The sequence below is a fragment of the Variovorax robiniae genome, assembly GCF_037889955.1.
In the GTDB taxonomy this organism is placed as follows: domain Bacteria; phylum Pseudomonadota; class Gammaproteobacteria; order Burkholderiales; family Burkholderiaceae_C; genus Variovorax; species Variovorax robiniae.
In genome coordinates this window covers 348,957-374,223 of record NZ_JBBKZS010000005.1, presented here as the reverse complement: position 1 = coordinate 374,223, position 25,267 = coordinate 348,957, and the positions used below count along the sequence as shown (strand labels likewise).

The window sequence follows — 25,267 nt, the reverse complement described above, 5'->3', positions numbered from 1 at the left end:
GTGGAGATGCCTGTTCAATGCGCGGCGGCAGACGCTGGGCTGACGCCCGTTGCGGCCATCGAGGCGGGAGGCATGGTCGGCTTGCCGATCACGGTCGCAGCCAGCGCCGCGTCCGCGAGCCAGAACTGCTGATGGGCATTGATGGCGTTCATCACGCTGGCGACCTGGTCGCGTGCGTCGGCCAGGAGTTCGAAGACGCCGATGAGCATCCCGTTGTATCGAAGGACGTTCTCGTCGGCCATCGCCTGGCGCAGCGGCACGACCTCGTCGCGGTAGTGCCGCGCGATGTCGTAGGCCGTGCGGTATGCCGAGTAGCTCTCGCGCAGTTGCGAAGAGGCGCCCCGAGTCGTGGCGTCATAGCGGTTCGCCGCGGCTATCGCTTGAGCGTTCATCGCGTCGCGTTGCGCCGTGCCCCAGTCGAACAGCGGAAGCCGTATGTCGATTTCGTAGCCGCGCCGCGTGCTGCTGGTGCCGCCGGCGTTATCGAACACGGTGTCCCGTCGGCCACCCACTTCGATGTCGGTGAAGGTCGTCAGCAGGTTGATGCCCTGCGACCTGGCCGCGACGTCGAGCTGGGCCTTGGCGAGTTGGACGTCCAGTCGTTGTTCGGTCGCCGTGGCGGCGACCTGGCCAGGATCACGAGGCGCCTTGGGGAGATCGGGAAGGCGCTCGGGCAGCACGAGCTTTGCTGCCTGCGCGTCGTCCAGGCCCAACGCCCGTATCAGCTCTTCGCGCGTGGATGTGGCCACATGTTGCGCCGAGGCAAGCTGCGTTGTCGCATCGGCGTAGAAGACCTGCTGGCGGGCGCGCTGCAGCTTGCTGAAGTTGCCGATGAGTTGCATGCGCCGCGCCAGTTCCGCACTGGCTTGCGCGGATTCATCGACTTGCCGCGAATACTGCAGGGACTGCTGCGCCGCGACCGCACGGACCCAGCTTTGCCTGACCTGCGTCACCTGGTCGACGACCGTGCTGGTGAGCTGGAGCTTGGCCATATCCGCCTGGCTCTTCGAGATCGCGAGGCGGCGCGGCAACAGGATGAGATCCACCAGACCGACGGACAGGAGGCGTCCAATCTCCAGCTCGCTGTTGAGCTGCATGCGCTCGAACTTGAAGATCGGGTTCGGGAGGCGGCCGGTCTGGTTGGCCGACGCAATGTCGGCCCAGCTCTCGGCCAGCAGAGCTTGCACGGCGGGGCTGTTGGCAAGGGCTGCCTGCACCGAGTCGTCTTGAGACAGCGGTTTCGATAACAGCTCTTGCGTCAGCTGGCGGCGGCGGTCGCGCTGCTCCTGGGTGCGACTGATCTCCAGCTTGCCCTGGGTGAACTGCTTCGCATTGCTGTTCGTCTCCTGCAGGGCATCGTCGATGCTGACCGTCGCGCATCCTGCCAGGAGCGCAACGCCCAACGCCACAGCCGTGAGACGCATGGCGCGCTTCATGGCCGCTCCTTGTTCGTCGGCATGGGCATTGCGTGGCCCATCCCGGCATGCGGGTCTTTCGGCTCGCCTTCCGGCGCCTTCGATTCGGCGGACTCGTTGGCATAGGCGCGCCAACCGCCCCGTCGGTAGACCGTCTCGTTGGCCTCGCGCCACGCAATGGGCTTTTCTTCCTTGAAGGGCTTGTAGCCCTCGAAGGCAGAGACGTAGGGCAGAGGCGCGGGCAGGGAGGCGGAAGGCGGCGCGCCGGCCGGGTCAGGCGCGGGCTGCGCTGCCGTGCCCACCGCCAGGGCGGCAAGCGGTGCGGCCAGCCAAGCGGCCGGCAATGAATGGAACATCGAGTCCTCGCAAGATCATGAACGGAATGCGTCAGAGCCACCCGCGAGCGGGCGTGACGAAGATGGACATGAGGGGGCGTTCGCGGCTGTTCCCGCGACGAGGTCACGGGCGCACGAACGCTTCAGGCGCGAGGAGGTTTGTCGAGGACGCGTGGCGGCAGTTCGGCCACGGCAATGATGGGTTCCGCAAGATCCGCCGGCGGCAGGGCGTCGGGCGGTATCGCAGGGAGGGTGCTGGTCAGCGCCACTGAATGGCAAGCGCCGCAGGTGCCGCACTTATGAGAACTGCCGTCATCGCTGGCGTCATGGTCATGATGGCCATGACCCGGGCCGGCCTCTGGCGCCGCCGACGAGTGATCGTGATGATCATGCGACGCCGCAGTCGCTGCCGCCAATGATTCGCTGAGCGGCGTTTCCGTCGTGGCGCAGTACAGCATGGACGCAGCCGCGAACCCTTGAAAGGGGACCGCGAGCATGACAGCCCAAACAAGTAGCGCTCGAATCAGCAACATGTCGATATGGTATTCGTCGTGGCGGTGCTTGCAAGGCACTCTGCAGGTATTGGGTCGAAAGAAGGTGGAAACGAGGTCAGTGTCGACCTTGCCACCGTGGCAAGGTCAAGCAGCGCCAATGACCCACACATCGTGAGGGATATGGTCTCTGCAGGGCGGATAGCGCGGTCGGTCGCTCTCATGGCGCTTGCGATCGCAATTCCAGCGGCGTTCCGCAAACCAGGACGTTGGTGTACACCCGGTCGCCTGGTTTGAAATTCTCGCCACCGATCGGCACGATGTGCGTATGGTTCCGGCCACCCAAGCGATACCTGAGCGCCACGAAGCGCTGCGTTGCCAGTTCGGCTGCGCTCGCGCTCTTGCGGCAATCCGTCGTGCCGGCAAGCTTGATTTCATTTGCCGAACCGATTTCGACAATCTCGGCGGTGCGCCATCCCTCTTTGAAAGCTTGGGACTCCTCAATGAACGCCCCGCATCCAGGCAACGCCACCGCAAGGCAAACGCCAAGGATCCACAGGCCGCGGCGTTCGGCGAGTGCCCGGACCGTCGCCACCAGCGATGCGCCGCCGAGGCGCGTTTCACACGATCGCTTGGGCATTCTGGACATCCATGACATAGATCCACCCCGCGCCTGTCTGACCGGTACGGCCCGCATCGGCAATGACCCGCACCAGCTCGTCGACCTGTTCGTCCTCGCAATGGAGTTCGAGCTTGTATTCGTTCACCACCTCGTCGCCGAGTTCGATCGAATAGCGCCGTTCCGACTGGTCCAGCGGCATCAACGAGCCCTTCACTACGTACAGGGTGAGGTTGTGCCGGCGTCCACCCGCCTCGTCACCCCAGGGTGCCGAGCTCTTCAGGGCCGCGACGACAGCGGCCACGCGGTTGGTGTGCACATAGGCCTTGATTTCCTTCATGGCGGGTCTCCTTGTCCTTGCTGCCGGGGTTCCGATAGGCCCTTGCGTCGTTCGGCGCGCACCTCCGCCCATTCGTAGATGAGCGGGAGGATGAGCAGTGTGAGCGCCGTGGACGTGAAAAGCCCGCCCACCACCACCGTGGCGAGCGGCCGCTGTGTCTCCGCCCCCACGCCGGTCGACAACAGCATCGGAACCAGCCCAAGGATGGCGACCGATGCCGTCATGAGCACCGGCCGCAGGCGCAAGGCGGCGCCCTGCCGAACCGCCTCGCGCACGGTCAATCCCTGCCGCCGCATGTCATTGAGGAAGGTGACCATCACGATGCCGTTCAGCATGGCCACGCCGAACACCGCGATGAAACCGATGGCCGAGGGCACAGACAGGTATTGACCGCTGGCGAACAAGCCGACGATGCCTCCGATGATCGCGAAAGGCACGTTGGCAATGATGAGCGTGGCGTGCCGCACCGAGTTGAAGGCCGTGTACAGCAGGATGAAAATCAAGCCGATCGTGAGCGGCACGATGACGCCGAGGCGTTGCATCGCGCGTTGCTGGTTCTCGAAAGACCCACCCCACTCGATCCAGTAGCCGGTGGGCAGTTCGACCTTCTCCTTGAGCTTCGCGTCCGCCTCCTTGACGAAGCTGTCGACGTCGCGCCCCTTCACATCCATCTGCAACACCGAATACCGTTGGAGCGATTCCCGACGCACGAAGGAATAGCCCTCGTCCAGCTCGATCGACGCGACCTGGGAGAACGGCACCAGTGCGCCCTCGCCCGTTCGTAGCGGGATGCTTGCGATCGTGGCCGCGTTGAGCCGGTACTCGTCCGACAGGCGCACGGCGATGTCGAAGCGCTTGGTGCCATCGATTAGCGTCGAGACCGCGGTCCCGCCGATGCCGGACTGGACGACCTCCAGGATTTCGTCGGCATTGATGCCGAAGCGTGCCGCGGCCTCGCGATTGACCTTGATGACGAGTTGCGGTTTGCCCTTGTTCGCCTCCGCCGAGAGGTCGGCAATGCCCGGCACCTTGGCGAGCACGGCCTGCATCCTGGCCGTCAAGCTGTCGAGCGTGGCGAGGTCTTCACCATAGAGTTTCAAGGCCAGCGTGGCGCGAACCCCGGAGATCAGTTCCTCCACGCGCGACTGGATGGGTTGCGTCGCGCCGAACACCACCGTCGGAACCACCTTTTCGAGCGCCTCCTGCATCTCGAATGCCAGCTTGCCGTACGAGATCTTCTCGGGCCACTCGGAAGGGGGCTTGGTGTCGAGATTCACCTCCATGTAGTTGACATCGGAGGTTTCGCCAGCCTCGGCGCGGCCGATCGTTGCCAGCACCGACCGAATCTGCGGGAACTGCTTGTGGAGCGCGGCGCTGACCTGGTTGGAGACGCGAATCGATTCGTCCAGCGAAGTCGAGGGAATCCCGGTCACCCGGAACTGGATCGTTCCTTCCTGCAACTGCGGCATGAACTCCTTGCCGAGGAAGGGAAACAGGGCGAGCGACCCCAGCAGCAGCACGACCGCCGCACCGATCACCAGCTTCTTGCGCTCGAGCGCCCAGTCGAGCAATGGAAGGTAGATACGCTTGGCCTGTCGCACCAGGAAGGTGTCCCGCTCTTCCTTGGGCTTCAGGATCATCGCCGCAAGCACCGGCACCAGGGTCAGCGACAACAGCAAGGAGCCGGCCATGGCGAAGGTGATGGTGTAGGCCATGGGTTTGAACAGCTTCCCCTCCAGGCCGGTCAGGGAGAAGAGCGGCAGGAACACCACGATGATGATCAGGATGGCAAAGGCGATGGGGTTCACCACCTCGCGCGCCGCTTCCAGGATCAGATGGGTCTTGGCGATCGGCCTGCCGGATTCCTTGGCCTGCGCGAGCAGGCGAAAGGCGTTCTCGACCATCACCACCGCACCGTCGACCATCATCCCGGTGCCGATGGCCAGGCCGGCCAGCGACATGAGGTTTGCCGATACGCCGAACTGCTCCATCAGGATGAACGCAATGAGCATGGCCATTGGCAGCGTGATGACAACCACGATGGCCGAGCGCAATTCCCCCAGAAAGAGGAACAGGATGATCGCAACCAGGACCGCGCCTTCGACCAACGAGCTCTGCGCGGTGCTCAGCGCCTTCTTCACCAGTTCCGTGCGGTCATAGACGGCCTGCAAGGTCACGCCCTTGGGCAGCGCCGCCTGGGCCACGGCCAGCTTGGTCTTGACCGCATCGACGACGTTCTTGGCGTTTTCATTGAGGCGGGCCAGCGCGATGCCCAACACCACCTCCTTGCCGTCGCGCGTCACGGCGCCGAAGCGTGGCGCCGGCGCTTCCTTCACCGAAGCCACGTCATGCACGTGGACGGGCACGCCATTGCGCTCGGCAACCACGATCTGTTCGATGTCGCCGGTCGTCGCCACCAGGCCGAGCCCGCGCACGAGGTACTGCTCGGCGCCGAGGTTGATGGACTGGCCACCCACCTGCTTGTTGTTCGCGGCAAGGCGCTCCATCACCTCCTTGAAGCTGAGGCCGTATTTGATGAGGCTGCGCGGATCGATCCGCACGAGGTATTGCTTCTGGTCGCCGCCCCACGAGATCACGTCGTCGACCCCCGGAGCGGTCCGCAGGATCAAGCGCACCGTCCAGTCGTGCAAGGTGCGCAGGTCCATCGTGCTGAGCTTCTGGTCAGCCGACTCGACCGTGTACCAGAAGACCTGCCCCAATCCCGAGCTGTTCGGACCGAGCACCGGTTCGCCGTAGCCTTGGGGCAGACGGCTTTTGGCTTCCTGGAGTTTTTCGCCGACCAGGCGCCGCGCGAAATAGGTGTCGACGTTGTCCTTGAAGTACACGCCGACATAGGACAAGCCGAACAGCGAGACGGAGCGCACTTCCTCGACCCCCGGCAATCCCGCCATGGCGCCCTCGATGGGCGTCGTCAAGAGCCTTTCAACATCCTCGGCCGCCAGGCCGGCGGACTCGGTGTAGACGTTGACCTGAACCGGCGTGACGTCCGGGAAAGCGTCCACCGGCACGTTGCGAAAGGCCTGCACGCCGAACCCGATGAGGACGGCGAAGAAGACAAGGACGAGGACCTTGTAGCGCAGGGATGCATCGACGATCGCATTAAGCATGGGTTACTTTCCGATCCTCAATGCGTATCGCCGATTTGGGACTTCAGTACCCGTGCCTTGAGTGCATAGGTTCCAGCACTCACGACCTGCTCGCCGGCACGCACGCCGGACTTGACAACCGTGCGGTTGCCAATGCGTTCACCCGGATCGATGGCCCGCTGTTCGTAGGCGCCGTTGCCGTAGACGAACACATTGGGTTGGCCCTGCATCAGGACGATCGCGGCATCCGGCACCGTGAGCACCTCACGTTGCGCGGCCGATGATGCCGCCGCGCTTTCGATGGTGGCCGTCGCGAACATCTGGGGCTTGAGCCGGCCGTCCTGGTTGTCGACTTCGATGCGAGCCGCTATGGAGCGGGTTTCCTTGTCCATGACGCCGGCCACGTAGGTGACGCGACCGCCGAAGCGCTCGCCGGGGTATGCGCCCACCGTGACCGTGGCGCCCGCACCCACGCGTACCTTGGACAGCTGGGCCTCTCCGAGATTGGCTTCGATCCAGAGCCGGGACAGGTCGGCCACGACGAACAGCGCATCGGCGGGGCCGGCAAGGCCGCCAACCGTCGCCTTCTTTTCGATGATGGTGCCGGCAAGTGGCGTCTGCAGGGGAAAGAGGGAGACGACCTGTCCCGCCTGGCTGGGTGGCACGCCGAGCAGGCGCAAGCGATCTTCCGCCGCCCTCAATGCGGAGTCCGCCTTCTCGTGCTCCGCCTTTGCGCGCAGATAGTCCTTCTGCGAAATGATCTCTTCGGCCTGCAACGCGCTCGCGCGCCTGAAGTCGGCCTCCGCGACGCGCATTGCGGACCGTGCCTGGCTGAGCGCCGAAGACGCCTCGCCCACGGTCAGGCTGTCCAGGGTGGCGAGGACCTGGCCGGGGCGGACGGTGTCTCCGAGTTTTCCGCTGACGGTCGCGATGCGCGCCTCGACCCGCGGCGAAATCCGGACCATGCGATCCTGATCCGCGTGAATCGTGGCGGTGACCGTTACGGAGTCGGAGAGCGTCTGTGCCTTCAGCTCCTCAAGGCCAATGCCTGCGCGTTCGGCCTCCTCCCTTGTCAACTTGATTCCTTCCTTCTCCTGCGCCTTTTCCTCCGTCGGCGGCTTTTCGGCGGAGGCGGTATTGCTGGCGTCGCTGCAGCCGACGAGCAGGCCCAGTGCGAGCGCGGCGCTGATGGCCAACACGAGTCGCTTCGGGTTCGATGGTCCAAAGCTGCTTGCAGCGCCCACGGGTTCGTTCGACTTCATGGCAAGACTCCTTCCATCCAGCCAGCGGCCAGTTCCAATGAGAGACGGGTTGTTTGGTAGTCGCCAAGCGCGTCGATCAGATCGCGTCGCGCGTCAAGCGCCTGGCGGTTGACAACGATCAGTTCGAGCAAGCCGATCTGGCCGGCCCGCTGCGACTTGACCGACAACTGCTGGTTGTCGAGCAGCGCGGGAAGCACACGGTCCTGCAGGCGGTTCACGCGGGCCTTGAGGCTCTCCAGCTTGCTCCACAGGGATCGAACCTGCGCTTGCGTATCCCTCAAGGCCGCACTGCGCGAAATCTCGGCCTGCGTGAGCGCGCTGCTCGCCTGGCCGATGCCGGCCGCGTTTCTCTTGAACAGTGGCAGCGGTACCGAGAGCCGCACCGTGGTCAGGTTCTCGCGCGCGCTCGTCGGTCCTTCCCGGCCGACCGCGACGCCGACCGTCACGTCCGGGTAGCGGGCCGCGTTTTCCAGCTTCAGCCTTGCGCGGGCCGACTCCTCGCGCGCACCGAGGGCGCGCAGCCGGGGTTGGGTTGCGCTCTGACCCAGAAGCGTCTCGAGGGTGTAGGGGGCCAGTGCGACGGGCCGCAGGTCACCGCCTGCTTTGGGCAACCGGTCAGGCGACAACTGAAGCTTGGCAGCCAGGTCGGAGCGGGCATCGAGCAATTGCTCCCGCGCGACCGCCAACTGGTTGCGTGCACGCTCTGCCTCGACCGTGGCCACATTCGCATCGAGTTTCGTGTCCTCGCCGGCAGCGCGCCGCTTTTGCACGGCGGTGGCCGTACTTTCGAAGAGGCCCAGCGCCTGCTCCTCCACCTCCGCTCGCTGCTGCAACGCCAGGATGCGATAGAACTGCTGGGCCACTTCGATTCGCACCTGCGCGCGTACCTCCGCGATCTCCTCCTGCAAGGCGGTCATTGCCGCGTCGGCAGCGTCCCTTCGATGTCCCCGTTGTCCTGCGATTTCAAGCGTTTGCTGGAGACTTGCCGACCATTCCTGTCGACGTTCATCGGGCAGGCCTTCCCGGGGAACGTCGCGTCGCGTGCGCTCGGCGGCAAGTTCGGGGTTGTTGAACAGCAAGGCATTGGCGTCGGTGCGAACACCCTCGGCCGAGGCCAGTTCAGCCTGCTTGGCCCGTATCGCCGGATTGGCCGCCTCGGCAAGCCGCCAGGCGTCCGCCAAGGTCAAATCCCGCAGGGCAGCGGCTTCGGCGATGCGCGCGGGCGCTGCCTCTTGCGCGAGACTGGGCCAAGCGGCGACAGCCATTGCACTGGCGATGACCAGCGTCTTGATCCGCATCGAATTCTCCTGGCGTTGTTGAACAAGCGAAGGGGGATTCGGCGAGCGGGCTGCAGTGGTCCGGGGGGGTGTTTGCGAGCTCGCCGATCAGGAGGCGAGCGGGCGCGCCGGGCGTTCGAGCCCGTGAGGAATGAAGGACTGATAGCTTGGCGCACGATAGGCCGGAGCGGTTCCGTCCCAAGGCACCAGAAGGGTTGCCTGGCGAGAGGGCGCAGGCTCGGCGGCACTTGCATGGCACATGCCGCAATCGTCGTCTCCGTCGGCGATCGTCTTCAGCTTGCCGTCCTTGACGTGGTCGGTAGAGCTTGCCTTGGCTTGATGTTCGTGATGGCCAAAATGCGGCGCACCCGCGCCCGCTTCGTGCCTGCAATACGCGGCAGCCGCACCCCAGGAAAACTGGAGCGGCAGGATCGCCAGGAGCAGCAGGAACACCAGCTTGCGCATCTCGCAGAGTGTAGTCAAAGTGGGTTGCGGCTACTACTGGGCGAGGGCCGCGTTGGCCGCAGCGCAGCCCGGCGGGTGAGCAGCTTCGAGCCGGCGCCCATTGCGGCAGCGCCAGCGATGAACGAGGGTGTCCGTGTGCGCTACCGCTCGCCAGAGGGAATCGTCCCCGCACGCATCGCATTGGCAGCTTCCTTGCTGACGTCGTCGCGCGTCTTGGGGGCGCCCGTTTTCGCCACCGGCCATGGCGCGCCGCGGCTGGCCGCATTCCAGGCGGGTTGCTTCTGCGCCTTTTCGAGATCCGCCACGACTTGCTGTCGGCTGTTTTCCCGCTTGTCATGCTCCGGCACGTAGGTCACCCCGGCTTCGCCCGGAGCAGGGTGATAGGGACCCGCGGCAAAGGCCGCGAATGGCACGGCGACGGCTGCGCCCGCGAGGATCGACAGTGCAATGGCTTGGTGTTTCATGAGAGCGTCTCCAAAGGTTGATGCCTCGGCCCGGATGGGGCCGGGTCGTCGAGCCGATCACTGATCGGCATGTGGAAGACTCTAGGAATGGCGCCATGCAATTGGCGAACCGCGCGATTACAAATATGTAATCCGTCGCGCGCATGGCTGGCCGTACCATCGCGGCGTGCGAATTCTTGTGATCGAAGACGAGCCCAAGCTGGGCGACTACCTCCGCAAGGGCCTTTCGGAGAGTGGCTTTACCGTAGACCTTGCGCGCACGGGAACGGAAGGCCGCAACATGGCTCTCGACGGTGCCTACGACGCGCTCGTGCTTGACGTGATGCTTCCGGGCATCGATGGCTTCGCGGTGCTGGAGGCCGTTCGCCAAGCCAAGTCGATGCCCGTGTTGATGTTGACGGCCCGCGACGATGTTGTCGATCGCGTGCGAGGCCTGCAAAGCGGCGCGGACGACTACCTGGCGAAGCCTTTTGCATTCTCGGAACTGCTCGCCCGCATCCAGGCGCTCCTGCGTCGCGGCAAGCTTCATGAACTCACCCACTATGTGCTGGGCGACCTCACGCTCGACCTGGGCACGCGCAGGGCATCCAGAGCCGGCCAGAGGCTGGAGTTGACCGCCAAGGAGTTCGCCCTGCTCGCCCTTCTGATGCGGCGCCAGGGACAGGTCCTGTCGCGCACCTTGCTCGCCGAACAGGTCTGGGGCATGAACTTCGACAGCGAGACCAATGTGGTGGAAGTCGCGATAAGGCGGCTGCGCGCCAAGATCGACGATCCCTTCAAGCACAAGCTTCTTCACACGGTTCGTGGCATGGGCTACCTGCTTGAAAACCGCCAGGGCGATGGCCCGTGAACTCGCGCTCGATACAGGCGTCGCTTTCTCGCTGGTTCGCGCTGCAAACATTCGTCGGACTGAGCCTGGTCTGCGGTGCCATCTATGCACTGACCATGTGGAGCTTCCAACTCAAGCAGGCCAGCGAGTTCGATCGGCATGTGGAGTTCGTGACCCATCTCCTGAGCGAGCCCGCCAATATCGCGAACAGGTCTGAACTCAAGCACAAGCTCGACGACTTCTTCCTTTCGCACGACGACATCGGCATCGTCCTCATGGAGGATTCCCGCTTGCTCTACGCCTCCACGCCGAAGCGAAAGGCAGCGGAGTGGGTCTGGACGCCGGTCGATCTGGCGAACGTGTCGGCTGGCACGCTGAACACGCAACTGCGGTTGGGTATCGACGTGCAGGAAGACGCCAGGCTGTTGAGACGGCTGGCCTGGACACTGGTAGGCGCCGTGTTCCTGGGATCCTTGCTGGTCTCGTTGACCGGCGTCCTGCTGGTGCGCCGAGGACTGAAGCCCTTGCAGAAGCTGGCGGCGCAAACCGCGGAGACGGGCCCCGAACATCCCGGGCGGCGCGTCGATGCGGGCCCATACGCGAGCGAGTTGCTGCCGTGGATCTCGCAATTCAACGCGGTGCTGGAACGTGCCGAGCAGGCCTACCAGCAACTGGAGTCCTTCAACGCCGACGTCGCGCACGAACTGCGGACGCCGCTGACCAACATGATCGCGGAGGTCGAGATCGAACTCGCCCGGCCCAGGACACCGGACGCGCTGCGTGACGGGCTGGCCTCGAACCTTGAAGAGGCACGACGCCTCTCAGCCATCGTGAGCGACATGCTCTTCTTGTCGAAGTCGGACCGCGGTGCGCTGGCGCGGCGGTCCGATCCGGTCAGTCTTGCGGAGCAGGTGCAGGCGGTCGCTGAATTCCATGAAGCGGCGCTGGAACAGGCGAACCTGCGCGTGCAGGTGTCCGGCGACGCGCGCATGAGCGTCGATGTCGCACTGGTACGGCGCGCCATCTCCAACCTCGTCGGCAACGCCATCCGCTATGCGTTGCCTGCGACCATCATCGCGGTCGTCGTTGAACGCGCGGGGGAGGCGGTCTGGCTGAAGGTGGCCAATCGCGGGGAGACGATCGCACCCGAAGCCCTTCCCCACCTTTTCAAACGGTTCTTCCGGGCCGACCGGTCGCGAGCCGGCTCCGCCGAGCATCACGGGCTCGGGCTGGCCATCGTCTCGGCCATCGCCCGCATGCATGGAGGAGAGACGAGAGTGCGCTCGATCGCGGGATTCACCGAGATCTGCTTCTCCCTCATGCCGCCAGCGGCCGATGGAAGGCCTCGCATTACACAGTCGTAATGCTGGCGTCCAGGGATTGATCGTTTCGCCTCCTACAGTGAAGTCACTCAAGCAACGGCGCCATTGCGGTGCCGACTGCCGAAGGAGTTACCACTTAGTCCCGAAAGGATCCTGATGAACCGCACACTGAAGATCAACCTCGTTGCAGCAGCCTTGCTCGCAGGCGCCACGTCCGCGATGGCGGGCAATTATGCGGAGGGCGATCCGCGTCCCGTCGCGCGCACTTCGACGACCTCGTCCGCGCAAGTAGCGGCTGACACGCAGCGCTGGATGCAGACGGCGCCGACCCAAGGCTATCCGGAAGGCGATCCCCGCACGCAGACGGTGACCTCGACAATCAGCCGCGCCGCCGTGTTGGCGGACACCATGTTGTGGGTCCGCTCCGGCCTTGCGGCTGCACAGAATGGCGAAGCCGGGGCGGACACCTCGCGACAAGCCTACCGACAGGCGCAGGAGCGGTATGCGCGCATGCGCAGCGGTCCGGAATACGAAGCGTTGGTCAAGCAGATCGAGCGCGCGCGCGGACCGGCCTGATCGCCACCGGTCTCCCTTCGTCGGCGAGGGTCTCGTGGTCCACGCCGATGCAGGCCGCGTTACGCTCCTGACCGATGACGACAACGACCGCGCCTGCGGACGATCCGCGATGGCTGGCCCTCTTCATTGCCTGGGCCGCCGCCTTCGTGTCGACGCTGGGCGCGTTGTTCCTGGGCGAGGTCATGGGCTTGCGGCCCTGCGTGTTGTGCTGGTACCAGCGCATCGCGATGTTCCCGCTCGTGATCGTCCTGGGCATGGGCCTGCTGTGGGCTGACTTCCGCAGCGCCCGCTACGGACTTGCGCTGGCAGTGCCGGGCGGCCTCGTTGCCGTCTATCACTGCCTGCTCTACTGGGGCGCGGTGCCCAAGGGCCTGGTGCCTTGCGGCCAAGGCCCTTCATGCACGGAGGGTCAACTGACCGTTGCGGGTTTCATCCCGATTCCCGTGCTCTCGCTTGTTGCTTTCTCCATCGTTATCGTGCTTCTGTCCTACGCATCGAAAGGTACGCGCGAATGAAACGGACCACATGGGTCATCGGTACGGCACTGTTGCTGGTTGGCGCCTTCGCGGTCGGCGCCTTCTTCTATGCCGGGACCCAGGAGCGGCAAACGGCGACGTTGGCACAGAGCCATGGTGACGCTCTCGCGCGGCCTGGCTCGCCGATGTACGGCAGCCCGAGTGCCAAAGTCACCATCGTGGAATTCTTTGATCCCGCATGCGAGACATGCAGGGCCTTCTATCCCGTCGTGAAGTCCATCGTCAATGCCAGCTTTGGCCAGGTGAACCTGGTGGTCCGGTACGTGCCGCTGCACAAGGGGTCGGACGATGCCGTGCGGATTCTCGAGGCGGCCCGCCTGCAGGACAAGTATTGGCAGGTCGTGGAAGCCGTCCTGGCCGCGCAACCGATCTGGGCCTCGCACGATGCGCCACAGCCGGCGCTGATCTGGGACCATCTTCAGGGCACGGGGCTGGACGTCGAGAAGGCCAGATCGGATGTGAACGACCCTCGCATCCAGCGCATCCTGGCTCAGGACATCGAGGACGCCAGCGCCCTCGGCGTGCGCAGGACACCCGGCTTCTTTGTCAACGGGAAGCCGCTCGCGGACTTTGGCGTGGAGCAGCTCAAGGCCCTTGTGTCGCAGGAAGTCCGCGCCGTCAACAGCAAGTAACCCTGCCAGCGCACCCGGCTTGCGCAGGTCGCGATCCCTGGCCCTGGTCGACAGCACAGCAGCTGCCGCCGGCGGGCTCTGTTTGTCCCTTGCGCAGGTCCCGGAAGATGCAGCATTGGGCTGCCGGACCGCCCGCGCATTCCCGGTCGCAGTCGTGGACGAAGCGCGCCAGGCTTCGCTCCAGTTGCCGAAGCTCGACCATCTTGTCGCGCACGGCCGCGAGCTGTGACTTGGCGATGTCGCGGGCGTCCTGGCAGTCCCGCTCGGAGTTGTCGGACAGGGACAGCAGCTCGCGCGTGTCATCGATGCTGAACCCCAGATCGCGGCAATGCCGGATCAGGGCAAGAACATCCACCGCGGATTCGGGATACACGCGGTGTCCGCCGTCGCTTCGAGCAGCGGGTGCCAACAAGCCAACTTCCTCGTAGTAGCGCAGCGCCGAGACAGCCAGGCCCGTGCGACGCGCGACGACACCAATGGGCAAGTACCGCGCGGCTGTCGGGGCTTGCATCTCAAGTCGCTTGAGCTTTTAGATTCATGGATGCGGAATGTACCGCGCCCTGGAGATTGACGATGACAAAGCCCTTATTCGCGGCCTTGGGCCTGGCCGGTGCCTGCGTGGCATGCTGCTCGATCCCGTTGCTGCTGCCGCTGCTGGGCGGCACCGCTGCTTCCGCACTGCTCACCGCATGGGGGGTGGATATGGGAATCGCCCTGAACGTCTTGATCGTCGCCGTGTGGGTCGTCAGTGTCGGCGCCGTCATGTGGATGAAGCGCAGGCGCAAGGTCGCCTGCCACAATTCCGACGTATCCAGGCAGGCCGCTTGCACACGTCCGCCGGGTGGATGCGGCTGCGGCCCTGAAGCTGTCTCGTAGCCCCATCGAATTCGACCGCAACGCATGCCCCTTCCTTCCCTTCGCGCTTTCCTCGAAACCCGCCAGGTCGCGATCTATTTCGCCGCGGTGGTGCTGGCCGGACTGCTTGCCTGGCAGTGGCCCGCTTCGACAGGGATGGCACCGGCCATCGATCCCTTGCTTGCGTCCATGCTGTTCGTGACGTTCCTGCAAGTCCCGCTGACGGAGTTGCGCCGGGCGTGGACGAACATGCGTTTCCTCGGCGCGCTGCTGGCGGCCAACTTCCTGGCCGTGCCGTTGCTGGTCGCTGCCCTGTTGCCCTGGATGCCGCAAGACCCGCTGCTGCGCATCGGCGTGCTGCTGGTGTTGCTCACGCCATGCATCGACTACGTGGTGACTTTCGCCCATCTTGGCCACGCCGACGCGAAGTCGCTGTTGGCGTCCACACCGCTGCTGCTGGCCGCTCAGATGTTGCTGCTGCCGGTCTATCTGAGTCTGTTCATGGGCGACGCAGCCGCTGGACTGGTCCAGTGGCAGCCGTTCGTGCACGCCTTCATCTGGCTCATCGCGGTGCCGCTGTCGCTCGCGGCCGTGTGCCAGGCCTGGGCCGCGCGGTCGAGCGCGGGGGAGCACATCGTCGGGTGGCTTGGACTGTTGCCGGTGCCGACGACGGCCGCTGTCCTCTTCGTGGTCGTGGCAACGGTTGCACCGCAACTGGGCCTGGCGCTGGACGCCGTGCGCGCGGTCGCCCCCGGCTACCTCCTGTTCGCCATTGCGGCCCCGATGCTCGGGTGGGCTGTCGCCCGCCTGTGGCGCCTGCCGACCAATCAATGCAGGGCCATTGCCTTCAGCTCGGCGACACGCAATTCCCTGGTGGTGCTGCCTCTTGGGCTGGCCATCCCCGGAGCGGTCCCCTGGGTGCCTGCCGTGATCGTGACCCAGACGCTGGTGGAGTTGGTCAGCGAGCTGGTGTACGTCAAGGTGGCGCCGGGGCTGGGGACGAAGACCTTCCCGCAATCCTCATAGTTTCGGGATGGCAACGATCACTACAGAAGTTCTTCTCCCAGGATCGGCAACAGAACCCAATTCTTGATTCGCTGCCACATGAAGCTGCCCGGAACGTCCTCATGCACGACGTGCTCGCCCTCCGCATCATGGCTCAGCCACTGCGTGCGGCCGTCCGGGGAAAAGCGCAGGCGATACGCGAACTCCAGATGCCGCTCCGCGGTAATCAGGCTGTCGAGCTCTTTGACCATCGCGGGGCTTTGAATGACGATCCCGAGCTCCGTGTTAATGGACGCGGACCGGTGGTCGAGATTCATCGACCCGACGAAAATCCGCTGGTTGTCTATCAGCGCGACCTTGGCATGCAGGCGGCTGATCGATTTGCCGAAATCGCCGAAACGCTTGCGTCGCGCAGGCCCCTCGGGCGCCACCTCGTAGACCGTGACGCCGATCTTCAGCAGGTCGGGCCGGTAGCGCTCGTAGCCCGCATAGGCGAGCGGTTCGTCTGTGGATCCCAGCGAGTTGGTGATGACGATGGCTCGACCGCCACTGGCCACCAGTTGCTTCAGGACAGCCATCCCGCGAGGGCCCGGGATGAAATAGGGCGAGAGAATCTTGACGCTCTCCGTCGAGGCGGCGATCTCTTCCAGGGCCCCCTCGGAAACACTGCCGCGGTACGCGGCTTCATGTTCCAGCGACAGCTTTTCCGGCCCGTCGGCATACAAGCGCGCCGATGCCCGGTGGAGTTCGAGTTTCCCGCTCATCAGCTGTTCGCCGACAGGCGAACGCCCAAAGTCGTCATGGGGGCGAAGCCCGGCGGGCGACATCGCGGTGCGGGCCCTTTCGTCGAATCGGCGTTGGGCCATGCTGATCGAGATCGGCAGCGGTGCGAGCTCACCGATGGACCGTACCTGCGCACTGTTCCAGAAGGCATCGAATGACTTCGACAATTCCCGCACGATGGGGCCGCTCGAGAGCATGTCAACGTCGATGAAGTTGGCCGACGGGTCACGCATGAAGTATTCGTTGCCGATATTGCGTCCGCCGGAGACCGCGAAGCTGTTGTCGGCCACCAGGAGCTTGTTGTGCATGCGGTGATTGATGCGCAACAAGGAAAAGAATGAGAGCGTCAGCCGTGCGGGCAGTGCCGCCGCGCGCGAAGGGAGTGGATTGAAAAGCCGTACCTCGACGTTCGGGAACGTCGCCAGCGTGGCAAAGAGTTCCTCCTCGCCACCCGTGTAAAGGTCGTCGACGAGCAATCGAACGCGCACGCCCCGAGCGGCCGCGTCGCGAAGCTCTCTGAGCAACAGCAGCCCGACATCGTCATTGCGGATAAGGTAATACTGCACATCGAGTGAGCGCTCGGCATTGCGCGTGAGCGCAACACGCGCGTCCAGGGCGAATGCCGCCTCTGGGAGCAGCCGAAAGCCGGAGTTCGTCGCTGAGCCATCCGAATGTCGCTGCGCGAGTTGACCCAGCGACGTGCCCGCATGGTCGGCGATGGCGTAGGAATGTGGAAGCTCGCCAGCCTGTGGCGGCAGCCCGGCGCAGCCGACCAACGACAGGACGATGAACGTCATCGCAAGCGAAACACGCCCTCGGCGAAGCGCATATCGCGCGAAAAAATGCATCCAGGCGTCGGGGAACATGAACTCGCAATGCAGCCGTTCGATCGCATCGCGATCAGGCCGCCCCTTGATCCGCAGTCGCTCCGGCACTCATTGCGGCAGCAACTCTTCCAGCATCAGCAATGCCAGGAACCCAACAAAGAACATGGACGCAATGAGCGGTGTATCGGGGTGCTCGTGCGCCTCGACGAGCAGTTCTTCCGTGACGAGGTACAAGAGCGCGATCAGGCCGAACGCGTAGAAGGCCGTCAACAGGGGCGCCGGGAGCAAGCCTACGGGTCCGCCGAGCAGTGCGCCCAGCGGAAGGCCGAGGCCGATCGCCGAAGTGAGGCCGACGACCTTCCAGCGCGACTTCATCGTCTCGGCGAACCCCGAGGCCAGCGTCAGGCCAAGGAACAGCACCTCCACGGTCAGGGCCAGTGTCAGCAAGAGACCTTGCCGCGCGCCCGCGACAAAGCTGATGCCGAGCACCAGGCCATCGATGAAGATGTCGATCCCCGTGACGGCGGCGATCGCGACGGGCCCTTCGGCCTTGGCGCCAAAATGCTTGATCGCCAGCATCGAGACGATGCCCACGATCCCGCCGACGAGTATTGGCCAGGCGGAAGTGCCGTGCTTGAGGTCGGGCAGGATCTCGCTGGCCGCCGCCGCGAACACGACCCCGGCCGCGAAATGCTGCACGCCGCTCGTGAAGCCCGGCCCTGGCCTGCGCCAGACGGTCGCCACCGCGCCGATGATGAGCGCGAGCAGGGGAATCAAAGTAAAGCCGACCGCTTGCAACATGTCTCCTGGATCAACCGCGCGCTGCGGCGGCCTGTGGCTTGGGACCGAGGACGAATCCGGTTGATGGCATGGCGTGCTCAGTGCATGACGCAATGGCAGTACACGAACTGCTGGATCGCCCCGCCCGGGGTGTGGTGTGACTCCGTCATGTGTTCGAGCAGCTCGAAAGCACCGCCAAATTCGGCATGCAGTGCGTCGGGTGCGTAGCGCATCACCGGCAGGCCGCTGCATTGCAATGGCCCATCGGGACCGAAGGCTGCAACGATCACGTGTCCGCCGGGGCGCACGGCCCGCCGGACTTGGGAGACATAGGCTTCACGTTGCGCGGGGTCGGTCAGGAAGTGGAACACGGCCCGGTCATGCCAGATGTCGAAGGCCTTGGCCGGTAGCGTCGCCCGGGTGATGTCGCCCACCAGCCAGTGCACCCGGCTGGCCGACGCCCCGAGCCGTTGCCGCGCAACGTCGAGCGCGGCGGACGAAATGTCCAGCACGCTGAGGTCGAACTGCTCAAGCTGCAGCAAGTCGTCCACCAGTGTGGAAGCGCCGCCTCCGACGTCGATCACATGGCTTGGCCGGTCGCCCGAGATGCGTCGAATCAGGTCGAGCGATTGCTGCGCATGCGGCTGGAACCAGCTCACTTCCTGCGGGGATCGCGTCGTGTAGACGCGGTCCCAATGCGATTGATCGTTCATGCGTGAACTCCTCAAGAATGCGGAAACCATCGTACTCGTCAATGGCGAGGCGAGAACCGGCGTTGTGCGCCGGGACGGCCTCGTCCCGGCGTCGCATCAGCCGCCCGTTGCCGCGTCCGCGGCGGGCATGCCGCGCGGCTGGATCGAAGCAGGCCTTGCCGATCGCCCGTGCGCCAGCCGATATAGCAACGGCAGCACCAACAGCGTCAGGGCCGTGGAAGACATGATGCCGCCGATCACCACCGTCGCCAACGGCCGCTGCACTTCCGCACCCGTCCCCACGGCGATGGCCATCGGCACGAAGCCCAGCGATGCGACCAGCGCGGTCATGAGCACGGGCCGCAGCCGCGTCAATGCGCCTTCGCGGATCGCCTCGTCGAGCGGCACGCCGTCCTCGCGCAGGCTGCGGATGTACGAAATCATCACCAGCCCGTTGAGCACCGCCACGCCCGACAGCGCAATGAATCCCACGCCTGCGGAAATCGACAACGGAATGTCCCGCAGCCACAGGGCCACCACGCCACCCGTCAAGGCGAATGGAACGCCAGTGAACACCAGCAGTCCGTCCTTCACGTTGCCGAACATGACGAAGAGCAGCGTGAAGACCAGCAGCAGCGCCACAGGCACGACCACTTGCAGCCGCTTGCTCGCCGACTGCAATTGCTCGAAGGTGCCGCCCCATTGCGTCCAGTAGCCGCTGGGCACCTTCACTTCCGCGTTGATCTTCTGCTGCGCCTCGTTCACGAAGCTGCCGATGTCGCGTCCCCGCACGTTGGCCGTGACCACCACGCGCCGCTTGCCGTCTTCACGGCTGATCTGGTTGGGCCCCGGCGCCGACTCGATGGTCGCCACATCTCCCAGCCGCACGAAGCTGCGCGCGCCGCCGTTCTCGGGCGCGGGCAGACGCACGGGCAGGCGCTTGATCGCCTCGATGTCGCTGCGCATCGCGTCGGGCAGGCGAACCAGGATGTCGAAACGCCGGTCGCCTTCGAACACGGCACCCGCATCCTTGCCACCGAGCGCGGCGGACACGCTCTCCTGGATGTCGGAGACGTTGAGCCCGAGCCGCGACACCTTGTCGCGGTCGATGTGCAGCGTCAGCATCGGAAGTCCGGTGGTCTGCTCCACCTTCACATCCGCCGCGCCGGGTATGCCCTCCAGCACCTTGGAGATGCGCTCGGCGCTCTCGTTCATCTCGTTCATGCCATCGCCGAACACCTTCACCGCCACGTCGCTGCGCACGCCGGAGATCAGTTCGTTGAAGCGCATCTGGATCGGCTGCGTGAACTCGTAGTTGTTGCCCGGCACCTTGCTCACGGCCTCCTGCATGGCTGAGACCAGGTCTTCCTTGCTGCGGCCGGGGTCGGGCCATTGGTCTCGGGGCTTGAGCATCACGAAGTTGTCGGCCACGTTCGGCGGCATCGGGTCGGTTGCGATCTCCGCCGTGCCGAGCTTGGCAAAGGTGGTGTCGACTTCGGGGAACTCCTTGATGACTTTCTCGAGCTGCGTCTGCATGCCAATGGCTTGCGTCAGGCTCGTGCCCGGAATACGCAAGGCATGCAGTGCAATGTCTCCTTCGTCCAGGCTGGGGATGAACTCGCTGCCCATGCGCGTGGCCAGCAAGCCAGACAGCAGCACGCAGGCAGCGGCCGCGGTCAGTACGAGCGGTTTGCGCGTCATCACCCAGTCGAACGCCGGCGCATAGCCGCGCTTGGCCCACGCCATCAGCCGACCATCCTTCTCGCTGACCTTGCCCGTAACGAACAGCGCCACGGCGGCGGGCACGAAGGTGATCGACAGGATCATGGCCCCGAGCAGCGCGATCACCACGGTGAACGCCATCGGATGGAACATCTTCCCCTCGACGCCGGTGAGCGCGAAGATCGGCAGGTAGACCACCATGATGATGAGCTGGCCGAACATCAGCGCGCGCCGCGATTCCTTCGACGCCGCGAAGACCTCGTGGAAGCGCTCGTTGCGCGTCAGGGTCCGGCCAAGCGTCGCCTGCGCATGCGACAGCCGCCGGATGCAGTTCTCGACGATGACCACCGCCCCGTCGATGATGATGCCGAAGTCCAGCGCGCCCAGGCTCATGAGGTTGGCGCTGACCTTGTTGCTGACCATGCCCGTGAAGGTGAAGAGCATCGCCAGCGGAATCACCGTCGCGGTGATGATGGCCGCGCGGATGTTGCCCAGGAAGAAGAACAGGATGGCGATGACCAGCAGCGCGCCTTCCACGAGGTTCTTCTGCACCGTCTTGATCGCCTTTTCCACGAGGATGGTCCGGTCGTACACGGTCTTGGCGACGATGCCCTTGGGCAGGCTCTTGTTGATGTCCTTCAGCCGCTTGTCCACCGCGGTGGAAACGTCGCGGCTGTTCTCGCCCAGCAGCATGAAGACGGTGCCGAGCACCACTTCGCTTCCATTCTCCGTGGCCGCGCCCGTGCGCAGTTCCTTGCCCAGCCCGACCTCGGCCACATCGCGGATGCGCACCGGCACACCCTTGACCGTGGCGACCACGACGTTGGCAATGTCCTCCAGCCCGCTGACCTGGCCCGGCGCCCGGATCAGGTATTGCTCGCCGCGGCGTTCGATGTAGCCCGCGCCCACGTTGGCGTTGTTGCGTTCCAGCGCATCGATCAAGTCGGGTATGGCCAGCCCATGCGCCACCAGCCGGTCCGGCAGGGGCGCCACTTGAAACTCCTTGGCGTAGCCGCCGATGGTGTTGATCTCCGTCACCCCCGGCACGGTGCGCAACTGCGGCTTGATGACCCAGTCCTGGATCTCGCGCAGGTCCATGGGCGTCCATGCGCTGCCGTCGGGCTTGCGCGCGCCCGGTTCGGCCTCCACGGTCCACATGTAGATCTCGCCAAGGCCGGTGGCGATGGGGCCCATGGCGGGCGATAGCCCACCGGGCAGCTTGCTGCGCGCCTCCTGCAAGCGCTCGCCGACCAACTGGCGCGCGAAGTAGATGTCCGTGCCTTCCTTGAAGACGACGGTGACTTGCGAGAGCCCATAGCGCGAGATGGAGCGAGTATGTTCCAGCCGGGGCAGGCCCGCCATCGCGGTCTCGATCGGGAAGGTCACGCGCTGCTCGGCCTCGAGCGGCGAATAGCCCGGCGCGGCGGTGTTGATCTGCACCTGCACGTTGGTGATGTCGGGCACCGCGTCGATCGGCAGCCGCTGGTAGTTGAAGATGCCCAGGCCGACCATGCCGAGCACGGCGAGCATGACCAGCCATCGCTGGTCGATGGCAAAACGGATGATTCGTTCAAACATGTTGGGTCGTGCCTCAGAGCGCTTCGTCGGCGCGTTCACCCGTGCGGATGCGCACGACATCGACAAGCTCGGTCACGCCGACGACGCCGTCGCCCGGCTGGCCGGTGCGGGCAACGGTTGCGATGGCGTCGACGACGCCCTGTGCATCCGCGTCGGTGCACATCACGAGCAGGACAAGTTGCTGATGCCCATCGGGCTTCCACTCGTCGTCTGCGTACCGATGCTGGTGGCCATGCCCTCGTGGATGGCCGAACGCCGGGAATACCGTGAAGCCGGGCAGATGTGCAAGCCCGTGCAGGGCGGCCTCGACGGCGTCGAGGCGATGGGGGCGAATGACCGCGGTGATTTGTTTCATGTGATTGCCCCCTTCAGTGGTCATGGCTCGCGCCAGCCTTGCCCAGTTCGGCCTTGACGACGAAGCTGTTGGTCCGCGCATAGTTCTCGCCGGCGCGCAAGCCGGCGCGCACTTCGACGTGCTTGCCATCGCTGATGCCAAGCTCCAGCGGCCGCGCCTCCAGCGCCGTGCCGTAGCGGCCGAACACCACCTTCCAGTCGCGCAGGTCCTGTACTGCATCGGCCGCCACCGCGACCGCGACCTGCTTCTCCTCGATGAGCACGTCGACCGTGACGGGCAAGCCGGGCCGCCAAATGCCCTTGGGATTGGCGAGCACGATGCGCGCCACGGCATTGCGCGTCTGTTCGCCGACGAGCGCGCTCATGTAGTTGATCTTCGCGTTGGCTTGCGCCTCGAAGGCGTTGGCCTTGACCACCACCGGCAGGCCGGTGACGACGCTGCCCAGATCACGCACACCCACGGCGGCCTCGACCCAGACAGTCGACAGGTCGGAGACGGTGAAGACGGCGCTGTCTTCCTTCACGGACTCGCCAAGCGACAGGCGCTTTTCAGTGACGACGCCGTCGATCGGCGAGCGCAGTTCGTAGCGGGTGAGGCTGCCGCTCGCGGCGACTCCGCCCAGCGACGCGAGCTTGTTCTGCGCGCTCTGCACCGCAATGGAAGCCTCCTCCATCGCAGCTTGGGCTTGCAGCATGTCCTGCTTGGCAGAGATCTTTTCTTCCCAGAGCTTGCGTTCGCGTTCGTAGGTCGTGCGTGCGAGCGAGAGGCGGCGTTGCGCGGCCAGCAGTTCGGCCCGTTGATCGGACAGGCCCTGGCTGCTGATGACGGCCAGCACCTGACCCTTGCGCACGGTATCGCCAGCGCTCGCCTTGACTTCCTCGACCAGCCCCGCCAGCCGCGGCACCACCTGCACCGTGCGGTCGCTGTTGTATTTCACCTCGCCCGTCAGTCGCAGGGTGCTGCCGATCAGTGCCGGGCCCGCGGTGCCCAGGTCCACGCCCGCCGCTTTCATCTGCGCGTCCGTCATCGTCACGCGGGCCTCGACCTGTTCGTAACCCATCTGATGCGTTTTGCCCGCATGGGTGGCGGTCACCTTCACCTTGAACGAATGGGGCTCGGTAACAGTCGCGTTGCCTGCCAAGTAGTCGCCTTCCTTGGCCAGGGCAAAGGCCTGAGGCGGCTGGCCGAGACGTTCGATCGTCAGCTGGACCTGGCTTTGCGCGGGGTCGACCGGCTTGCCGTCGACATAGGTGTAGAGCCTGAACTGGGGTTCCCGCCCGGTTTCGAAGATGGTCACCTCGACCGCGTAGTTGCCTTCCTTCAGCAGCTTGCCGCCATGCGGGCCCTTGGTGGGTGCCGGTGCTGCCTCTTGAGCGTGCTCTTCCTTTTCAGAATGCCCGTCTTTTTCAACATGGCCGTCCTTTTCAGAATGCCCGTCCTTTTCTCCGTGCTCGTCCTTGTGCTCTTCGCCGTGACTCGCCTCTGCATGGCCGTGTCCGTCGCCGCCGCTAGCGGGCTTCTTGTCGCGCAGGATCAATGCGCCCAGAACGGCGGTGATCACGAGCACCGCGACGATCGCGATCCATTGTTTTTTGAGTGGGGTGTTGTTCATGGAAGCTGCTCCGCGATTCAGGGGGTGGCCGGCATCGCATCGACGCCGAGGATTCGGTTCAGGTCGGCCGCCGCGCGATGCGCCTCGGCCAGTGCGCGCAGGTACTGCGTGCGCGCCTGCAAGAGCGTGCGCTGGGCATCTAGCACTTCCAGGAAGCTGAACTTGCCCAGTTCGAATCCGCGGGTGGAAGCGTCGAACGCGCTCTGCGCGCCAGGCAGCACGTCGGCACCCAGGGCGATCGCCTCGGTACGAGCCGCCAGCAAACGCTCGCGGACCTGAGTGGACTCGCTGCGCACGATGGCGCGGGTCGCGTTGGCTTCGTCGCGGGCCTTGTCCTCGCGGCGCAAGGCTTCGAGGATGTTGCCCTGGTTGCGATCGAACAGCGGGAGCGGAACCGTCACGCCGATGACGGCCTGATTCAGGCCGAGTTCGTTGTTGCGCTTGCCGCCCAAGCTGACGGTGACGTCCGAAAACTTGCGCGAGTTCTCGACCGCCGTCAGCGCCGTGCGGCGCGCCACCTCGAGTTCGGCACGGTTCACGGCCGGGGCGTTCTCCATCTTGCTGCGAAACGTCTCGTCGGAGGGCATCGGCGGCAGCGTGCCGAGCGAGCCATCGAGCGCGTAGCCGTCGATGGGCTGGCCGATCGCGGTCGCCAGCCGCGAACGCGCACCGATTTCCTCGCTGCGCACCTGCGTGAGTTCGATGCGCACGCCGGCCTCGGCCACGCGCGCTTTCGTCTCTTCCACCGGCGAGACCTTGCCGGCCGCGACCCGCTGCGTCGCGGCACGGGAGGAGCGTTGCACGACGGCGAGCGCGGCCTCCGCCACGCGCACCCGCTCCTGCACGGCGAGCAGGTCGAAGTACGCCGTGGCCACCGCGGCACGCACGGCTTGGCGACGCGTTTGCAGTTCAAGGCGGGCCACATCGCTGCCACGGTCGGCCGCGGCGATGCGCGCATCGCGCTTGCCGCCAAGCTCGATCGGCTGGTTGATCTGCAAGGTGGTGGTGCGCGTGGCCTGGCGCGTGTCCTCAAGCAGGAACGCAAGCTCCGGGTTGGGCCGCGCCGCGGCTTGCAGTCGCGCGCCGGCGACCGCGTCCACCTCCAGGCTGGCGGCAGCCAGTTCCGGATTGAGGGCCATCGCCAGGTCGACAGCGGCAGCCAGCGTCAGCGGCGGACGGGCCTGCGCGCTGCCGGCCTTGGCCGTCTCAGGCGGTGGCGAAAAAGAGGGGGAAGGTGTCCCTTGGGCAAAGGCCCCGGGCACCACGAGAAACGCCGCCGCGAACGGCAACACAAACCTGCGCATCGAATTCTCCGTTGGTCACTGAACGAGGGAATTCGGCAAGGCGAGGCGGGTGTGCGTCTTTCGTGAATGGTTGTCGAGATCGCG

25 protein-coding genes are annotated in these 25,267 nt (G+C 65.2%); 6 read left to right on the top strand and 19 right to left on the bottom strand.

The window, feature by feature from the left end; genetic code table 11:
• Nucleotides 1-14: 14 nt before the first annotated feature.
• From WKW79_RS15075 to WKW79_RS15030, 10 genes are all read right to left on the bottom strand, one after another.
• Nucleotides 15-1,436, bottom strand: coding sequence for a TolC family protein (locus tag WKW79_RS15075; RefSeq protein WP_340335973.1), 1,422 nt, complete (start codon nucleotides 1,434-1,436; stop codon nucleotides 15-17).
• Nucleotides 1,433-1,771 carry a hypothetical protein gene (locus WKW79_RS15070; protein WP_340335972.1) on the bottom strand — a complete coding sequence of 113 codons (339 nt, stop codon included), beginning with the start codon at nucleotides 1,769-1,771 and terminating at the stop codon, nucleotides 1,433-1,435. The genes WKW79_RS15075 and WKW79_RS15070 overlap by 4 nt, the downstream gene beginning before the upstream one ends.
• Before the next feature lie 122 nt (nucleotides 1,772-1,893).
• On the bottom strand, nucleotides 1,894-2,283 hold the full coding sequence (locus WKW79_RS15065) for a DUF2946 family protein (protein WP_340335971.1): 390 nt from the start codon (nucleotides 2,281-2,283) through the stop codon (nucleotides 1,894-1,896).
• A 178-nt stretch (nucleotides 2,284-2,461) separates the two neighbouring features.
• The gene (locus WKW79_RS15060; RefSeq protein ID WP_340335970.1) at nucleotides 2,462-2,881 is read right to left on the bottom strand and encodes a hypothetical protein; all 420 of its coding nucleotides are present in this window, start codon (nucleotides 2,879-2,881) and stop codon (nucleotides 2,462-2,464) included.
• A complete protein-coding gene (locus WKW79_RS15055; RefSeq protein ID WP_340335969.1) occupies nucleotides 2,862-3,200 on the bottom strand; it encodes a P-II family nitrogen regulator in 339 nt (112 codons plus the stop codon). The genes WKW79_RS15060 and WKW79_RS15055 overlap by 20 nt, the downstream gene beginning before the upstream one ends.
• Nucleotides 3,197-6,328, bottom strand: coding sequence for an efflux RND transporter permease subunit (locus WKW79_RS15050; protein WP_340335968.1), 3,132 nt, complete (start codon nucleotides 6,326-6,328; stop codon nucleotides 3,197-3,199). Before WKW79_RS15050 ends, WKW79_RS15055 begins: the two co-directional genes overlap by 4 nt.
• A gap of 17 nt (nucleotides 6,329-6,345) precedes the next feature.
• Complete coding sequence (locus WKW79_RS15045) at nucleotides 6,346-7,569, bottom strand: efflux RND transporter periplasmic adaptor subunit (protein ID WP_340335967.1); 1,224 nt, start codon at nucleotides 7,567-7,569, stop codon at nucleotides 6,346-6,348.
• A complete protein-coding gene (locus WKW79_RS15040) occupies nucleotides 7,566-8,867 on the bottom strand; it encodes a TolC family protein (protein ID WP_340335966.1) in 1,302 nt (433 codons plus the stop codon). The genes WKW79_RS15045 and WKW79_RS15040 overlap by 4 nt, the downstream gene beginning before the upstream one ends.
• Nucleotides 8,868-8,954: 87 nt before the next feature.
• The gene (locus tag WKW79_RS15035) at nucleotides 8,955-9,311 is read right to left on the bottom strand and encodes a cobalt-zinc-cadmium resistance protein (RefSeq protein WP_340335965.1); all 357 of its coding nucleotides are present in this window, start codon (nucleotides 9,309-9,311) and stop codon (nucleotides 8,955-8,957) included.
• 140 nt (nucleotides 9,312-9,451) lie between these two features.
• The gene (locus WKW79_RS15030) at nucleotides 9,452-9,775 is read right to left on the bottom strand and encodes a DUF4148 domain-containing protein (protein ID WP_340335964.1); all 324 of its coding nucleotides are present in this window, start codon (nucleotides 9,773-9,775) and stop codon (nucleotides 9,452-9,454) included.
• 166 nt (nucleotides 9,776-9,941) lie between these two features.
• On the opposite strand from WKW79_RS15030, the gene WKW79_RS15025 reads away from it, so the two are divergent.
• From WKW79_RS15025 to WKW79_RS15005, 5 genes are all read left to right on the top strand, one after another.
• Nucleotides 9,942-10,625 (top strand): heavy metal response regulator transcription factor, encoded by a 684-nt coding sequence (locus WKW79_RS15025; protein ID WP_340335963.1) that lies wholly within the window; start codon nucleotides 9,942-9,944, stop codon nucleotides 10,623-10,625.
• Nucleotides 10,622-11,968, top strand: coding sequence for a heavy metal sensor histidine kinase (locus WKW79_RS15020; protein WP_340335962.1), 1,347 nt, complete (start codon nucleotides 10,622-10,624; stop codon nucleotides 11,966-11,968). Before WKW79_RS15025 ends, WKW79_RS15020 begins: the two co-directional genes overlap by 4 nt.
• Nucleotides 11,969-12,082: 114 nt before the next feature.
• Entirely contained in the window at nucleotides 12,083-12,502 is a 420-nt protein-coding gene (locus tag WKW79_RS15015; RefSeq protein ID WP_340335961.1) for a hypothetical protein, read from the top strand.
• 74 nt (nucleotides 12,503-12,576) lie between these two features.
• The gene (locus WKW79_RS15010) at nucleotides 12,577-13,017 is read left to right on the top strand and encodes a disulfide bond formation protein B (protein ID WP_340335960.1); all 441 of its coding nucleotides are present in this window, start codon (nucleotides 12,577-12,579) and stop codon (nucleotides 13,015-13,017) included.
• Complete coding sequence (locus WKW79_RS15005) at nucleotides 13,014-13,670, top strand: DsbA family protein (RefSeq protein ID WP_340335959.1); 657 nt, start codon at nucleotides 13,014-13,016, stop codon at nucleotides 13,668-13,670. Before WKW79_RS15010 ends, WKW79_RS15005 begins: the two co-directional genes overlap by 4 nt.
• Here the strand turns inward: WKW79_RS15005 and WKW79_RS15000 are convergent.
• Together WKW79_RS15000 and WKW79_RS14995 are read right to left on the bottom strand one after the other, a co-directional pair.
• Complete coding sequence (locus WKW79_RS15000) at nucleotides 13,657-14,181, bottom strand: MerR family transcriptional regulator (protein ID WP_340335958.1); 525 nt, start codon at nucleotides 14,179-14,181, stop codon at nucleotides 13,657-13,659. The two genes, WKW79_RS15005 and WKW79_RS15000, sit on opposite strands and share 14 nt — an antisense overlap.
• Nucleotide 14,182: 1 nt before the next feature.
• Nucleotides 14,183-14,470: a hypothetical protein gene (locus tag WKW79_RS14995; RefSeq protein WP_340335957.1), complete on the bottom strand. Its 288-nt coding sequence runs from the start codon at nucleotides 14,468-14,470 to the stop codon at nucleotides 14,183-14,185.
• Nucleotides 14,471-14,570: 100 nt separating this feature from the next.
• Between WKW79_RS14995 and WKW79_RS14990 the strand changes: the two genes are divergently transcribed.
• A complete protein-coding gene (locus WKW79_RS14990; protein ID WP_340335956.1) occupies nucleotides 14,571-15,551 on the top strand; it encodes an arsenic resistance protein in 981 nt (326 codons plus the stop codon).
• 20 nt (nucleotides 15,552-15,571) lie between these two features.
• Here the strand turns inward: WKW79_RS14990 and WKW79_RS14985 are convergent, their stop codons facing one another.
• The 7 genes from WKW79_RS14985 to WKW79_RS14955 form a co-directional block, all read right to left on the bottom strand.
• Nucleotides 15,572-17,248, bottom strand: coding sequence for a phospholipase D family protein (locus tag WKW79_RS14985; protein ID WP_340335955.1), 1,677 nt, complete (start codon nucleotides 17,246-17,248; stop codon nucleotides 15,572-15,574).
• A complete protein-coding gene (locus tag WKW79_RS14980) occupies nucleotides 17,249-17,938 on the bottom strand; it encodes a ZIP family metal transporter (RefSeq protein ID WP_422823888.1) in 690 nt (229 codons plus the stop codon).
• Between the two features lie 80 nt (nucleotides 17,939-18,018).
• Entirely contained in the window at nucleotides 18,019-18,633 is a 615-nt protein-coding gene (locus WKW79_RS14975; protein WP_340335954.1) for a class I SAM-dependent methyltransferase, read from the bottom strand.
• A 96-nt stretch (nucleotides 18,634-18,729) separates the two neighbouring features.
• The gene (locus tag WKW79_RS14970) at nucleotides 18,730-21,912 is read right to left on the bottom strand and encodes an efflux RND transporter permease subunit (RefSeq protein ID WP_340335953.1); all 3,183 of its coding nucleotides are present in this window, start codon (nucleotides 21,910-21,912) and stop codon (nucleotides 18,730-18,732) included.
• A gap of 13 nt (nucleotides 21,913-21,925) precedes the next feature.
• Entirely contained in the window at nucleotides 21,926-22,267 is a 342-nt protein-coding gene (locus WKW79_RS14965) for a P-II family nitrogen regulator (protein WP_340335952.1), read from the bottom strand.
• A 13-nt stretch (nucleotides 22,268-22,280) separates the two neighbouring features.
• Complete coding sequence (locus tag WKW79_RS14960; protein ID WP_340335951.1) at nucleotides 22,281-23,879, bottom strand: efflux RND transporter periplasmic adaptor subunit; 1,599 nt, start codon at nucleotides 23,877-23,879, stop codon at nucleotides 22,281-22,283.
• 17 nt (nucleotides 23,880-23,896) lie between these two features.
• The gene (locus tag WKW79_RS14955) at nucleotides 23,897-25,183 is read right to left on the bottom strand and encodes a TolC family protein (RefSeq protein ID WP_340335950.1); all 1,287 of its coding nucleotides are present in this window, start codon (nucleotides 25,181-25,183) and stop codon (nucleotides 23,897-23,899) included.
• Nucleotides 25,184-25,267 lie beyond the last annotated feature (84 nt).

What these genes read in the sequence shown, in the direction of transcription:
- WKW79_RS14955 (WP_340335950.1), bottom strand. Translation starts at nt 25,183, where the DNA reads ATGCGCAGGTTTGTGTTGCCGTTCGCGGCGGCGTTTCTCGTGGTGCCC.
- WKW79_RS15055 (WP_340335969.1), bottom strand. Translation starts at nt 3,200, where the DNA reads ATGAAGGAAATCAAGGCCTATGTGCACACCAACCGCGTGGCCGCTGTC.
- WKW79_RS15000 (WP_340335958.1), bottom strand. Translation starts at nt 14,181, where the DNA reads ATGCAAGCCCCGACAGCCGCGCGGTACTTGCCCATTGGTGTCGTCGCG.
- WKW79_RS14965 (WP_340335952.1), bottom strand. Translation starts at nt 22,267, where the DNA reads ATGAAACAAATCACCGCGGTCATTCGCCCCCATCGCCTCGACGCCGTC.
- WKW79_RS15015 (WP_340335961.1), top strand. Translation starts at nt 12,083, where the DNA reads ATGAACCGCACACTGAAGATCAACCTCGTTGCAGCAGCCTTGCTCGCA.
- WKW79_RS15050 (WP_340335968.1), bottom strand. Translation starts at nt 6,328, where the DNA reads ATGCTTAATGCGATCGTCGATGCATCCCTGCGCTACAAGGTCCTCGTC.
- WKW79_RS14975 (WP_340335954.1), bottom strand. Translation starts at nt 18,633, where the DNA reads ATGAACGATCAATCGCATTGGGACCGCGTCTACACGACGCGATCCCCG.
- WKW79_RS14990 (WP_340335956.1), top strand. Translation starts at nt 14,571, where the DNA reads ATGCCCCTTCCTTCCCTTCGCGCTTTCCTCGAAACCCGCCAGGTCGCG.
- WKW79_RS15065 (WP_340335971.1), bottom strand. Translation starts at nt 2,283, where the DNA reads ATGTTGCTGATTCGAGCGCTACTTGTTTGGGCTGTCATGCTCGCGGTC.
- WKW79_RS15035 (WP_340335965.1), bottom strand. Translation starts at nt 9,311, where the DNA reads ATGCGCAAGCTGGTGTTCCTGCTGCTCCTGGCGATCCTGCCGCTCCAG.
- WKW79_RS15070 (WP_340335972.1), bottom strand. Translation starts at nt 1,771, where the DNA reads ATGTTCCATTCATTGCCGGCCGCTTGGCTGGCCGCACCGCTTGCCGCC.
- WKW79_RS15075 (WP_340335973.1), bottom strand. Translation starts at nt 1,436, where the DNA reads ATGAAGCGCGCCATGCGTCTCACGGCTGTGGCGTTGGGCGTTGCGCTC.
- WKW79_RS15045 (WP_340335967.1), bottom strand. Translation starts at nt 7,569, where the DNA reads ATGAAGTCGAACGAACCCGTGGGCGCTGCAAGCAGCTTTGGACCATCG.
- WKW79_RS14960 (WP_340335951.1), bottom strand. Translation starts at nt 23,879, where the DNA reads ATGAACAACACCCCACTCAAAAAACAATGGATCGCGATCGTCGCGGTG.
- WKW79_RS15060 (WP_340335970.1), bottom strand. Translation starts at nt 2,881, where the DNA reads ATGCCCAAGCGATCGTGTGAAACGCGCCTCGGCGGCGCATCGCTGGTG.
- WKW79_RS15005 (WP_340335959.1), top strand. Translation starts at nt 13,014, where the DNA reads ATGAAACGGACCACATGGGTCATCGGTACGGCACTGTTGCTGGTTGGC.
- WKW79_RS15010 (WP_340335960.1), top strand. Translation starts at nt 12,577, where the DNA reads ATGACGACAACGACCGCGCCTGCGGACGATCCGCGATGGCTGGCCCTC.
- WKW79_RS15030 (WP_340335964.1), bottom strand. Translation starts at nt 9,775, where the DNA reads ATGAAACACCAAGCCATTGCACTGTCGATCCTCGCGGGCGCAGCCGTC.
- WKW79_RS14970 (WP_340335953.1), bottom strand. Translation starts at nt 21,912, where the DNA reads ATGTTTGAACGAATCATCCGTTTTGCCATCGACCAGCGATGGCTGGTC.
- WKW79_RS15040 (WP_340335966.1), bottom strand. Translation starts at nt 8,867, where the DNA reads ATGCGGATCAAGACGCTGGTCATCGCCAGTGCAATGGCTGTCGCCGCT.